Genomic DNA, 13,646 nt, shown 5'->3' on the forward strand with positions numbered 1-13,646 from the left:
GCCTGGATTTGCATTGCTCGGCGTACTGAGCGATTTGCCATGACTTGCATCAAGCATGGCATGGGCAATCCGATTTCCCAGATGGGGGAACAATTCCCGTTGGTGCACACAGGCATCATAGCTCATGAATACGGAGAGACCGTGACGTGTACACGCAGCATCGCCTGTTGCATTCGGGGCCCTGCCTCGCTCGGCTTGCGATAAACAATCTTCTTCACGAACCGGGTCTTCCTTGCACACCATATAAAAGGTACCGGAACAGTCCTTGGAAGACGGTAACGGGCAAGCAGCAGGGAGCTCGGGAGGGAAATTCATGCAAAGTCCTTTTTCTGAAGCGATTGAGTCTACATTTGAGTGCGTTTAGGGTCTATGCAGCAGCGAATTGCATGTGAAAAAAACGCTGCTCAACCAGTCGTAGTAAGGGGACGGCGCGAAGGTCAGACGGATCGCGTGGCGAATTGGCTGTCTGTAAAAGGCCTATCGAAAGGGAGGCCACTGCTGGCCTCCCTTTTTCAGTGCGATCTGCCGTTACAGACTGGCAATCCGCGCGTGCTGCTCGGCCAGTTTGCCCAGGGCCTGTTCGGCCTCGGCCAGTTTGGCGCGTTCCTTCTCAATGACTTCGGCCGGGGCCTTGTCGACGAAACCTGCGTTGGACAGCTTGCCGCCAACCCGCTGGACTTCGCCCTGCAAGCGCAGGATTTCCTTGTCCAGACGCGCCAGTTCGGCGCCCTTGTCGATCAGGCCGGCCATTGGCACCAGCACTTCCATCTCGCCGACCAGTGCGGTGGCGGACAGCGGTGCTTCTTCGCCAGCGGCGAGTACGGTGATCGATTCCAGACGCGCCAGCTTCTTCAGCAGCGCTTCGTTCTCGGTCAGCCGGCGCTGGTCGTCAACGCTGACGTTCTTCAGGAAGATCGGCAGTGGCTTGCCCGGGCCGATGTTCATCTCGCCACGAATGTTGCGCGTGCCGAGCATCAGTTCCTTGAGCCATTCGATGTCGTTTTCCGCCGCCGGATCGATGCGCTCTTCGTTGGCCACCGGCCAGGGCTGCAGCATGATCGTCTTGCCCTGAATACCGGCCAGCGGCGCGATGCGCTGCCAGATTTCTTCAGTGATGAACGGCATGAACGGATGCGCCAGACGCAGCGCGACTTCCAGCACGCGCACCAGCGTACGGCGAGTGCCGCGCTGACGCTCAACTGGCGCGTTCTCGTCCCACAGCACTGGCTTGGACAATTCCAGATACCAGTCGCAATACTGGTTCCAGATGAATTCGTACAGCGCTTGTGCGGCGAGGTCGAAACGGAACTGATCGAGTTGGCGGGTCACTTCGGCTTCGGTGCGTTGCAGTTGCGAAATGATCCAGCGATCGGCCAGCGACAGCTCGTAGGCTTCGCCGTTCTGGCCGCAGTCTTCGCCCTTGTCCAGAACGTAACGCGCGGCGTTCCAGATCTTGTTGCAGAAGTTGCGATAGCCTTCGACGCGACCCATGTCGAACTTGATGTCGCGACCGGTCGAGGCCAGCGAGCAGAACGTGAAGCGCAGGGCGTCGGTGCCGTAGCTTTCGATGCCGTTGGCGAACTCTTCGCGGGTCTGCTTCTCGATCTTCTTCGCCAGTTTCGGCTGCATCAGGCCGGAGGTGCGTTTCTGCACCAGCGACTCGAGGTCGATGCCGTCGATGATGTCCAGCGGGTCAAGGACGTTGCCCTTGGACTTGGACATTTTCTGGCCCTGGCCGTCGCGCACCAGACCGTGTACGTACACAGTCTTGAACGGAACCTGCGGCGTGCCGTCTTCGTTCTTCATCAGGTGCATGGTCATCATGATCATCCGGGCAACCCAGAAGAAGATGATGTCGAAACCGGTGACCAGCACGTCGGTAGAGTGGAATTTCTTCAGGAACTCGGTCTGCTCAGGCCAGCCCAGGGTCGAGAAGGTCCACAGGCCGGAACTGAACCAGGTGTCGAGTACGTCGTTGTCCTGTTGCAGCGCAACGTCCGGGCCGAGGTTGTGCTTGGCACGCACTTCGGCTTCGTCGCGACCGACGTAGACCTTGCCCGACTCGTCGTACCAGGCCGGAATCCGGTGGCCCCACCACAGCTGACGGCTGATGCACCAGTCCTGGATGTCGCGCATCCACGAGAAGTACATGTTTTCGTACTGCTTGGGCACGAATTGGATGCGCCCGTCTTCAACGGCGGCGATGGCAGGCTCGGCCAGCGGCTTGGTCGATACGTACCACTGGTCGGTCAGCCACGGCTCGATGACCGTGCCGGAACGATCGCCTTTCGGCGTTTTCAGGTTGTGATCGTTGACGCTCACCAGCAGGCCGGCAGCGTCGAACGCGGCGACGATCTGCTTGCGCGCTTCGAAACGCTCAAGGCCGGCGAACTCGGCCGGAATCTTGCCGTCGATGCTCTCGTTCAGCGTGCCGTCGAGGTTGAACACCTGAGCGGCAGGCAGCACGTTGGCGTTCTTGTCGAAGATGTTCAGCAGTGGCAGGTTGTGGCGCTTGCCGACTTCGTAATCGTTGAAATCGTGGGCCGGGGTGATTTTCACGCAGCCGGTGCCGAATTCAGGATCGCAGTAATCGTCGGCGATGATCGGGATGCGGCGGCCAACCAGTGGCAGCTCGACGAATTTGCCGATCAGCGCTTTGTAGCGCTCGTCGTTCGGGTTAACCGCGACGGCGGAGTCGCCGAGCATGGTTTCCGGACGGGTGGTGGCGACGATCAGGAAGTCATCGCCCTCGGCGGTTTTTACACCGTCGGCCAATGGGTATTTCAGGTTCCACAGGAAACCTTTCTCTTCGTGGTTTTCCACTTCGAGGTCGGAAATCGCTGTGTGCAGTTTGGTGTCCCAGTTGACCAGACGCTTGCCGCGATAGATCAGGCCATCTTCATGCAGGCGCACGAACGCTTCTTTCACCGCTTCCGAGAGGCCGTCGTCCATGGTGAAGCGCTCGCGGCTCCAGTCGACGGACGAGCCGAGGCGGCGGATCTGCCGGCTGATGTTGCCGCCGGACTGATCTTTCCATTCCCAGACTTTTTCGAGGAATTTTTCCCGGCCCAGATCGTGACGATTCTGGCCCTGGGCTTCGAGTTGGCGCTCCACCAGCATCTGCGTGGCGATACCGGCGTGGTCGGTGCCCGGCTGCCACAGGGTGTCGCGACCCTGCATGCGGCGGAAACGGATCAAGGCGTCCATGATCGCGTTGTTGAAGCCGTGACCCATGTGCAGGCTGCCGGTGACGTTCGGCGGCGGGATCATGATGGTGTAGGACTCGCCCGCGCCTTGCGGGGCGAAGTAGTTCTCGGACTCCCAGGTCTTGTACCAGGAAGTTTCAATGGCGTGCGGCTGGTAGGTCTTATCCATGCGCGGCGGGACCCTATTGGCATTTATTCAGGAAAAGCCGATGAGTATAGCGGGGCATGCCGAGTAGGGCGAGCGGGGCGCAATCGCCAAGCATCGCGCGGGCGGTGGTGCAAATTGTCTGCTAGTACTTTCCCGCAGGGAACGAAGGGCAGATCAAATGTGTGCATCTCAAACATCGCTGCATGCCAACACTCCATCGATCACGGTGCTGGATAGCCGCTGCCTTCGTGTGCGGGATGTGCGTTACCACCGCCATCCCGATTCACTCGCTGTTACAAGCGAACGCATTGACCGTCACTATTACGATGGTCGCGGGTTCCTGATGCGCAGCGCTGACCCACGATTAAACGAAGCCGGGTTGGCCAATTTCATTTATGTCAGGAGTCTGTCCGGGCGCGTGTTGAGCCAGCAGGGCGCCGACAATGGCAGCAGCGTGGTGCTACCTGACGCCGTCGGTCGTTCCTGGAGGGTGGTGAGCAATATTCCCGGCCCTGACCACGATGCGGGATCCACAAGTCAGCTTGTTACCAGCACCTATCAATATGAAGGGGACGACCTTCTCGGTCGCTTGACCAGCGTTTCCGAACAAGTGGCGAACGAACGACCGAAAATCAGCGAGCGCAGGGTGTATGCCGCGAACACTGAGGCTGAAATGGCCTTGAACGTGGCCGGCCGGTGCGTGAGCCATTACGATACGGCGGGTCTGACCCAGACTGATAGCGTGGCGCTGACAGGCGTGCCGCGTTCCATTAGCCGGCGTTTCGTCAAGAACGCAGATAACCCGGACGAGGTGGTCGATTGGCAGGGTGAAAACGCATCGGACTGGAATGCCGATCTGGATGACGAGACCTTTACCAGCCTGGTGACCACCGATGCGACGGGCGCGCTGCATACCTCTACGGACGCAGCGGGCAACCGGCAGCGCGTGGCTTACGATATGGCAGGCGCAATCCGGGGGCACTGGGTGACGCTCAAGGGTAGCGCGGAACGGGTTGTCGTGAAGTCGCTGACGTATTCGGCGGCGGGTCAGAACCTGCGTGAAGAGAGCGGCAACGGTGTGGTGACTATCTGGAAATACGAGGAAGAAACTCGGCGCCTCTCGGGAATCAGAGTGGAAAGACCGCTTGGGCATGCCTCGGGAGCGAAAGTGCTGCAGGATCTGAAGTACGCCTACGATCCGGTTGGTAACGTCAGCGTTGAGCGCGACGATTCGCAGATGCCTCGTTTCTGGCGAAACCAGAAGGTGCCGGCGCAAAGCACTTATATCTATGACTCGCTCTATCAATTGATCAGCGCAACTGGACGCGAGATGGCAAATGCCCAGGTGCCGTGCAACTCCCCTCTGGTCTGCGGTTCTGACGACGCCGCTTACACCAATTACACTCGCGCTTACCGCTACGATAGGGGCGGCAATCTGATTCAGATATGCCACATCGCACCAGTCTCCCAGAATAATCACACCACGAGAGTCACTATCAGCAACCGTAGCAATCGCGGTGTGTTGGACACCCTGGCAACAAAACCCGATGAGGTGGAAGGCTTTTTCTCGGCGAGCGGGCAGCAGAACATTTTGCAGCCCGGTCAACGTCTTGCCTGGACTTCACGCCAGGAGCTTTTGCAAGTGACGCCGGTAGTGCGCGATGGTGCGATGGATGATCATGAGACCTATCGCTATGGCAGTGGTAGTCAGCGAGTGCTGAAGTTCAGTGCGCAGAAAGTGTGTAGTGGGATACAGAAGCAACGGGTCGTCTACCTGCCGTCACTGGAACTGAGAACAAAGGATGTCGGCACAACAGCGGCGGAACGTCTGCAAATCATCAACGTGGATGCATCAGGTCGATCCCGGCTGCGAATCCTTCACTGGGACAGTCCGAGGCCGCAGAACACCGACGGCGACCTGCAGTACTACAGCTATGACAACTTGATTGGCAGTAGCGCACTGGTCGTGGACTGTGAAGGGAAACTAGTGAGCCAGGAGGAGTATTACCCATTCGGCGGAACAGCCATATGGGTGGCGCGAAGTGCCATTGAGGCGAGTTATAAAACCGCCAGGTACTGCGCAAAGGAGCGCGATGCCACGGGACTTTACTACTTTGGCTGGCGCTACTATCAGCCTTGGGCAGGGCGCTGGTTAAGTGCTGATCCCGCAGGAACGGCGGACGGCATGAACCTGTTTACGATGGTCGGCAATAATCCAGTCACGTTTTTTGACAGCAATGGTTTGTACAAAGAAGGGCAAGAAGCCAGGCAAATGGTTGGCGAGTCATTTATCCATCCGTTGCATATGCCAGCCTTCGAAAAGGTATCCAAAGAACACAATGTCGCAGTAAGCGTCAGAGAGTCCGGAAGTTACACCATCAAGGCCTTGGGCGAGGGTGCCGCTGCCAAGGGCCATAACATCCTCGAAAAGACCATCAAGCCGGCTTCGCTGAAAGCTGCTTACGGGGGTGGCGCTGAAGCGATGCTCGCACAGGCAGAAAAAAGCGGGTTGGTCGGGCGAGTGGGGCAGTGGGGCAGGGGTGGTGTTCGAGGACTTTATGCGCGCAATAGCATCAGCGATGAGGATGTTTCCTACAGCGTTAATCTGCAAAGTCCCATCGAACACGAACTTCTGGATGCCTGGGTAAAGTTCAAAATAGTCACGCCTTATACGGGTGACTACGATATGCACGATGTTATTCAGATAAGACAAGGTAAGGGCATTGTTCCGGGCTCGGGAAGTGGTGAGGAGACGCAAGTCATGAATTTGCTCAATCATGCTGTCGCCGAGCTGGATTCCTCAAGGCCGTTCGATAACACCCCGATGAATGTGATCCGTCATGGTCCCCAAGTGAACTTCGTTTCATATATGTGGGGACATGAATTCGACAAGGTCAAACAGGACAACGGATATCTGGAGGCGGTTGCCCGGCCAGGCCCGTTCCCTATAGCGATGGTGCACCAGGGACAGTGGTCGATTATCGAAAGCACCCGCGAACTGTTCGATTTTTACGGGGCGTTGAACACCGCCGTTCCAGAACACTGGGCGCGAGAGTTTGTGAGTCGGGGAAACGGCATGGTTGCCACGCCCCGACATGCCAGAACACTGGATTGGCATCGCAGCAACACCGTCTAGAAATCAGGTTTGCCGGTTGCCGACCCAGTGCTGATCGCAGGAGCGCCAAAGCTACTCGTACTGGCTGAGCAGCCGGTCCATCCGCGCATCCAGGCGACGTTTGATCTCGGTTTCGATGTGCGGAGCGAAGTCGTCGATCACGTCTTGCATGATCAATTGCGCGGCGGCGCGCAGTTCGCTGTCCAGATGAAGCAGCGCGTCCGGGCCTTTGTCGACCGCTGCAGCAGTCGCGGCAGCCGGGGCCGGCGTTGGTGCTGGCTCGACGGCCGCCGGCTGGTTGCCGACGGAATCGAACAGCATCGGAATCTGTTCCTGTTCGCTGTCATCGACCGTATCGGTCAACAGCGGCGGTTGCAGGTTGTCATCGCCGAGCAACTGGCGGATCGATTCGAGATCGTCCAGCAGGTGAGCGGATTTCTGTTGCGGTTTCGGAGTGTCCATTGGAATGCTCAGAGTCGCTGTAAACGGTGGTCTTGCAGAGAATAGCCCTGTTCGCGGTAGAAACGGAAACTCTCCCGCGCCGCCGCTCGGATGGTCGGATCTTCCACCACCACTTCCGCCACGCGGGCAAATTTGCTGGCGAAGGCCGGGACTTTCAGATCGAGATTGACCAGCAGATCCTGATGTTCACCGCAGTTTTCGCCCAGTCCCAGCACGATCAAACCGTCCGGTTCGCTGTCGGCAGGGCCGTGAGGCACGAAACTTTCGCCCTTGAATGCCCACAGCCGCGCATCGAGATCGTCACGTTGGGCCGCATCGCTGCAATGCAGGTAGATGCGATGGCCCATGCGCCACGCTTTCTCGATGAGCTTGCAGGCGAAATCCAGACGCGCTGAAGGATCGGCGCTGGGCAAGATATAGAAGTCGACTTTGGTCATTGCGGTTCCAGAGCGGCAAGCGGCGTCACCCGAAAGGGACGCCGCCGCCCGTCAGCGGTGTCAGGCTTTGGCGCGATCGAGCAGGTACTGGGTCAGCAGCGGAACCGGACGGCCAGTGGCGCCCTTGTCCTTGCCGCCGCTGGTCCACGCGGTGCCCGCGATGTCCAGGTGCGCCCAGTTGAGGTTCTTGGTGAAGCGCGACAGGAAGCACGCGGCGGTGATGGTGCCGGCCTTCGGCCCGCCAATGTTGGCGATGTCGGCGAACGGGCTGTCCAGTTGCTCTTGATACTCATCGAACAGCGGCAGTTGCCAGGCGCGGTCGTCGGCAGCCTTGCCAGCGCTGAGCAGTTGGTCGATCAGTTCGTCGTTGTTGCCCAGCAGGCCGGACGTGTGTGCGCCCAGGGCCACCACGCAAGCACCGGTCAGGGTGGCGATGTCGATCACCGCTTGTGGCTTGAAGCGCTCGGCGTAGGTCAGCGCATCGCACAGCACCAGACGGCCTTCGGCGTCGGTGTTGAGGATTTCCACGGTCTGGCCGCTCATGGTGGTGACGATATCGCCAGGACGGGTCGCGTTGCCGCTAGGCATGTTCTCGGCGCAGGCGAGGATGCACACCAGATTGATCGGCAGTTTCAGTTCAAGCACGGCGCGCAATGTGCCGAACACAGAGGCAGCGCCGCCCATGTCGTACTTCATTTCGTCCATGCCGGCGCCCGGCTTCAGGCTGATGCCGCCGGTGTCGAAGGTGATGCCCTTGCCGACCAGCGCGTATGGCTTCTCGGATTTCTTGCTGCCGTTGTATTGCATGACGATCAGGCGCGGTGGCTGGGCGCTGCCCTGGCCCACGGCGTAGAACGAGCCCATGCCGAGGGATTTGATCTTCTTCTCGTCGAGTACTTCGACTTTCAGATCCTTGAACTCTTTGCCCAGGTTCTTCGCCTGTTCGCCCATGAACGTCGGGTGGCAGATGTTCGGCGGCAGGTTGCCCAGATCGCGGGTGAAGGCCATGCCGTTGGCGATCGCGGTGGCGTGATTCACGGCGCGCTGCACTTCGGCTTGTGCAGCCTTGATGGTCAGCAGGGTGATTTTCTTCAGAGCGCGCGGTTCGGCTTTCTGGCTCTTGAACTGGTCAAAGGTGTAGCCGCCGTCGACCAGGGTTTCCGCCAGCAGACGGGTCTTGCCGTAGCTGTCGCGACCTTTGACGATGACTTCATCCAGCGCCAGCACGGCATCGCCGCCGCCCAGACCTTTAAGGGTGTTGAGGATGCCGGCAACGATTTTGCGGAACGGACGGTCGCCCAGTTCCTCGTCCTTGCCCACGCCGACCAGCAACACGCGCTCGGCTTTCAGGTTCGGCAGGCTGTGCAGCAGCAGGCTCTGACCGACCTTGCCGGCCAGGTCGCCACGCTTGAGCACGGCGCTGATCGCGCCACCGCTCGACTCGTCGACCAGTCTGGCGGCGACACCGAGTTTGCGGCCTTCGCCGACGGCAACCACCAGGGTGGCGGTTTTCAACGTTTCTGGGCTAACGCTTTTTACAACCAGTTCCATGTCCGGATCCCTGAATGAATGGTCAACACGCAGGCGTTCGACGCTGTCCGCAGTCGCCTGCTTATAAAAGAAGAGGCGCAGGCCAAAGCCTGCGACAAGGGCCGCAGTTTGAACCTCGCTCCCCGCGCCTGACAACCCTAGGGGGCGTTCTCAATTAGTTTTCACACCGCGTTGTCGCCTTAAAGCCAGCCAGGCAAGGCGCAGGCCGCTGGGAATGGTTGTTCCCTTTCCAAGGCCTGCAACGCAGACTGGCCGGCTTTAAGGCACAGCCCGAAGGGCCGGGCCTGCTGTTGTGCAGGGCTGCGTTGCTCGAAGCTTATCTGGAATGACCAAACCACGCTTCTCGCGCCTTGCCCTGCACAACAGCAGACCCGGCGCGGTGTGAAAACTAATTGAGAACGCCCCCTAGGTTGTACGATCAGCAAAGGATTACAGAGATGGATGAGTGTGCGCAGTGACAGGCGCACCCAATCACAGGATAATGCCGCATCTTTTTTCGACCGCTCTGCATGGCGGGCCGGTCGATGTGTTTGCTTGTTTGGCCGCCTTAGCCTGACAACCCTGGAGTGTCTGGTTTGATCGTCTTCCGTTATCTGTCCCGCGAAGTCCTGTTGACCCTTAGCGCCGTAAGTGCCGTGCTGCTGGTCATCATCATGAGCGGTCGCTTCATCAAATACCTGGCGCAGGCTGCGGCCGGTCAGCTCGATCCGGGCTCGCTGTTCCTGATCATGGGCTTTCGTCTGCCGGGTTTCCTGCAACTGATTCTGCCGCTGGGTCTGTTCCTCGGGATCCTGCTGGCCTACGGTCGCCTGTACCTCGAAAGCGAAATGACCGTGCTTTCGGCCACCGGCATGAGCCAGCAGAAGCTGTTTCGCATGACCCTGTTTCCGGCGACGCTGGTGGCACTGGTGGTGGCGTGGCTGAGCCTTGGCCTGGCTCCGCAGGGCGCCAACCAGTTTCAGTTGCTGCTGAACAAGCAGGACGCGCTGACCGAGTTCGATACCCTCGAACCGGGCCGCTTCCAGGCATTGCGTGACGGTACTCGGGTGACCTACACCGAAACCCTGAGCGACGACCGCGTCAATCTGGGCAGCGTGTTCATCTCGCAGAAGAACCTCGGCGCCGATAAAAAGGACCGTGGGATTTCCGTGCTGGTGGCCGAGTCGGGCCGTCAGGAAATCCGCCCCGATGGCAATCGCTATCTGATTCTCGACAACGGCTATCGCTATGACGGCAGCCCCGGGCAGGCCGATTACCGCGCCATTCATTACGAAACCTACGGCGTACTGCTGCCCAAGCCGGACGTCAGCGAAGAAGTCACCGACCGTGACGCGATGCCGACCTCGTCCCTGTGGGGCAGTGATGACATCCGTTCGAAAACCGAACTGCAATGGCGCATGTCCCTGCCGTTGCTGGTGTTCATCGTGACCCTGATGGCGGTGCCGCTGTCGCGGGTGAATCCGCGTCAGGGGCGTTTCCTCAAGCTGCTGCCGGCGATTCTTCTTTATATGGCTTACCTGACCATCCTGATTGCCGCTCGCGGCGCCCTTGAAAAAGGCAAGATCCCGCCAGCCCTCGGCCTGTGGTGGGTACACGCGATCTTCCTGGTCATCGGCCTCGGCCTGCTGTATTGGGAGCCGCTGCGCCTGAAACTGGCCAGCCGTCGCAGCGCCGCGCTGGAGGTGGCCCGTGGTTAAACTCGACCGCTACATCGGCAGCAGCGTGTTCATGGCGATCATCGCCGTGCTGGCGATCATTCTCGGCCTGGCGACGTTGTTTGCCTTCATCGATGAAATGGGCGACGTCAGCGACACCTACACGCTGGTCGACGTGCTCGGTTTTGTATTGCTGACCGCACCGCGCCGGCTCTATGAAATGCTGCCGATGGCGGCATTGATCGGCTGCCTGATTGGTCTCGGCAGTCTGGCCAGCAGCAGTGAGCTGACCGTGATGCGTGCTGCTGGCGTGTCGATCGGCCGTATCGTCTGGGCTGTCATGAAGCCGATGCTGGTGCTGATGCTTGCTGGCGTGCTGATCGGCGAATACGTTGCCCCGGCAACCGAAAGCATGGCCCAGGCCAATCGCTCGCTGGCCCAGGGCAGTGGCGATGCGCAAAGCGCCAAGCACGGCATGTGGCATCGTCAGGGTGAAGAATTCATCCACATCAACGCGGTTCAGCCAAACGGCCTGTTGTATGGCGTGACGCGCTATCACTTCGACAAAGAACGCCATCTGCTCAGCTCCAGCTTCGCCAAGAAGGCCGAGTTTGACGGTACCAAGTGGCAGCTCACGGACGTTGCCACCACGCTGTTCCACGAGCGCAGTACTGAAGTCGTCAGTGCCCCGAGCGAGGAGTGGGACGTGGCGTTGAGCCCGCAACTGCTCAGCACCGTAGTCATGGCGCCGGAATCGCTGTCGATCAGCGGCCTGTGGGGCTACATCCACTATCTGGCCGAGCAGGGCCTGAGCAATGGCCGTTACTGGCTGGCATTTTGGGTCAAGGTGTTGCAGCCGCTGGTGACCGCCGCGCTGGTGCTGATGGCGATCTCGTTCATCTTCGGCCCGCTGCGTTCGGTGACCCTCGGTCAGCGTGTCTTCACCGGTGTGCTGGTGGGCTTCACCTTCCGCATCGTCCAGGATTTGCTGGGGCCATCGAGTCTGGTGTTCGGATTCTCGCCGCTGTTTGCGGTGCTGGTGCCGGCCGGCGTGTGTGCGCTGGCGGGTGTCTGGCTGCTCAGGCGCGCGGGCTGATGAACAAGTTTTCATTCAGTGCTTGAACCCTGAAAACGCCTCGGTCGCCAGACCGGGGCGTTTTTGCATGCGATCCGGGTGACAGGCGAACGTGACGCTTGCGCCGTGTATCAGGTACAATTCCCGGCTATTTTTCGGCGGGCCAAGCCTGCAGCCTTTTTGAGTGTTGATCCGTGAGTGATTTGAGTCATATCCGCAATTTCTCCATCATCGCCCACATTGACCATGGCAAGTCGACGCTGGCTGACCGTTTCATCCAGATGTGCGGCGGCCTGGCCGAGCGTGAAATGGAAGCCCAGGTACTGGATTCCATGGATCTTGAGCGTGAACGCGGGATCACCATCAAGGCCCATAGCGTTACCCTCTATTACAAAGCCAAAGATGGCATCACCTACCAGCTGAACTTCATTGACACCCCGGGCCACGTCGACTTCACCTACGAAGTCAGCCGTTCCCTGGCCGCGTGCGAAGGTGCCTTGCTGGTGGTCGATGCGGGGCAGGGCGTAGAAGCCCAGTCCGTGGCCAACTGCTACACCGCCATCGAGCAGGGCCTGGAGGTCATGCCGGTCCTGAACAAGATCGACCTGCCTCAGGCCGAGCCGGATCGCGTCAAGGACGAGATCGAGAAGATCATCGGCATCGACGCCACCGACGCCGTCACTTGCAGCGCCAAGACCGGCCTGGGTGTCGACGAAGTGCTCGAGCGTCTGGTGCACACCATCCCTGCGCCGACCGGCAACATCGAAGATCCGCTGCAAGCGTTGATCATCGACTCCTGGTTCGACAACTACCTGGGCGTTGTTTCCCTGGTACGCGTGCGCCATGGCCGTGTGAAGAAGGGCGACAAGATCCTGGTCAAGTCCACCGGCAAGGTGCACCTGGTCGACAGCGTCGGCGTGTTCAACCCAAAACACACCGCCACCGTTGATCTGAAGGCCGGCGAAGTGGGCTTCATCATCGCCAGCATCAAGGACATTCACGGTGCGCCGGTCGGTGACACCCTGACCCTGAGCTCCACGCCAGACGTTCCGGTGCTGCCGGGCTTCAAACGCATCCAGCCACAGGTTTACGCCGGTCTGTTCCCGGTCAGCTCCGATGACTTCGAGGATTTCCGCGAAGCGCTGCAGAAACTGACCCTGAACGACTCGTCGCTGCAGTACACCCCGGAAAGCTCCGACGCCCTGGGTTTCGGCTTCCGTTGCGGCTTCCTCGGCATGCTGCACATGGAGATCATCCAGGAGCGCCTCGAGCGCGAATACGACCTGGACCTGATCACCACCGCGCCGACGGTAATTTTCGAGCTGGTGCTGAAAACCGGTGAAACGATTTACGTCGACAACCCGTCGAAGCTTCCGGACGTGTCGGCGATCGAGGACATGCGCGAGCCAATCGTGCGCGCCAATATCCTTGTACCGCAGGAACACCTGGGCAACGTCATCACCCTGTGCATCGAGAAACGCGGCGTGCAGGTCGACATGCTGTTCCTCGGCAATCAGGTGCAAGTGACCTATGACCTGCCGATGAACGAAGTGGTTCTGGACTTCTTCGACCGTCTCAAATCCACCAGCCGCGGCTATGCTTCGCTGGACTACCATTTCGATCGTTACCAATCGGCTAATCTGGTGAAACTGGACGTGCTGATCAACGGCGACAAGGTCGATGCCCTGGCATTGATCGTGCACCGTGACAATTCGCACTTCAAAGGTCGCCAGTTGACCGAGAAGATGAAAGAACTGATTCCTCGTCAGATGTTCGACGTGGCGATCCAGGCCGCCATCGGTGGTCAGATCGTGGCCCGGACAACCGTCAAGGCACTCAGAAAGAACGTATTGGCCAAATGCTACGGCGGTGACGTCAGTCGTAAGAAGAAACTGCTCGAGAAGCAGAAGGCCGGTAAGAAACGCATGAAACAGGTCGGTAACGTGGAAATTCCACAGGAAGCCTTCCTCGCCGTGCTCAGGTTGGAATAATCAGGT

Annotated in this window: 8 protein-coding genes; 4 read left to right on the plus strand and 4 right to left on the minus strand. The window is 59.4% G+C overall.

What is annotated here, in order from left to right; translation table 11 throughout:
* Positions 1-528: 528 nt before the first annotated feature.
* Complete coding sequence (locus AB4N53_RS24705; RefSeq protein ID WP_460124254.1) at positions 529-3,375, minus strand: valine--tRNA ligase; 2,847 nt, start codon at positions 3,373-3,375, stop codon at positions 529-531.
* Positions 3,376-3,532: 157 nt separating this feature from the next.
* Here AB4N53_RS24705 and AB4N53_RS24710 point away from each other — a divergent pair, with 157 nt between their 5' ends.
* Entirely contained in the window at positions 3,533-6,490 is a 2,958-nt protein-coding gene (locus AB4N53_RS24710; RefSeq protein ID WP_460124257.1) for an RHS repeat-associated core domain-containing protein, read from the plus strand.
* A 51-nt stretch (positions 6,491-6,541) separates the two neighbouring features.
* Here AB4N53_RS24710 and AB4N53_RS24715 read toward each other — a convergent pair whose 3' ends face one another.
* The 3 genes from AB4N53_RS24715 to AB4N53_RS24725 are packed head-to-tail and all read right to left on the minus strand — an operon-like array spanning position 6,542 to position 8,919.
* Positions 6,542-6,931, minus strand: a complete 390-nt coding sequence (locus AB4N53_RS24715; protein ID WP_460124260.1) for a DNA polymerase III subunit chi — start codon at positions 6,929-6,931, stop codon at positions 6,542-6,544.
* A gap of 8 nt (positions 6,932-6,939) precedes the next feature.
* Entirely contained in the window at positions 6,940-7,368 is a 429-nt protein-coding gene (locus AB4N53_RS24720; RefSeq protein ID WP_460124263.1) for a DNA polymerase III subunit chi, read from the minus strand.
* Between the two features lie 60 nt (positions 7,369-7,428).
* The gene (locus tag AB4N53_RS24725; RefSeq protein ID WP_460124266.1) at positions 7,429-8,919 is read right to left on the minus strand and encodes a leucyl aminopeptidase; all 1,491 of its coding nucleotides are present in this window, start codon (positions 8,917-8,919) and stop codon (positions 7,429-7,431) included.
* A 575-nt stretch (positions 8,920-9,494) separates the two neighbouring features.
* Between AB4N53_RS24725 and lptF the strand changes: the two genes are divergently transcribed.
* From lptF to lepA, 3 genes are all read left to right on the plus strand, one after another.
* Entirely contained in the window at positions 9,495-10,616 is a 1,122-nt protein-coding gene (gene lptF, locus AB4N53_RS24730; protein WP_016771566.1) for an LPS export ABC transporter permease LptF, read from the plus strand.
* Positions 10,609-11,670, plus strand: coding sequence for an LPS export ABC transporter permease LptG (lptG, locus tag AB4N53_RS24735; RefSeq protein WP_460124270.1), 1,062 nt, complete (start codon positions 10,609-10,611; stop codon positions 11,668-11,670). The genes lptF and lptG overlap by 8 nt, the downstream gene beginning before the upstream one ends.
* 173 nt (positions 11,671-11,843) lie before the next feature.
* The gene (gene lepA / locus AB4N53_RS24740) at positions 11,844-13,640 is read left to right on the plus strand and encodes a translation elongation factor 4 (RefSeq protein ID WP_016771564.1); all 1,797 of its coding nucleotides are present in this window, start codon (positions 11,844-11,846) and stop codon (positions 13,638-13,640) included.
* The last annotated feature ends 6 nt before the right edge of the window (positions 13,641-13,646 follow it).

The sequence above is a fragment of the Pseudomonas sp. H3_E04 genome (assembly GCF_054668915.1).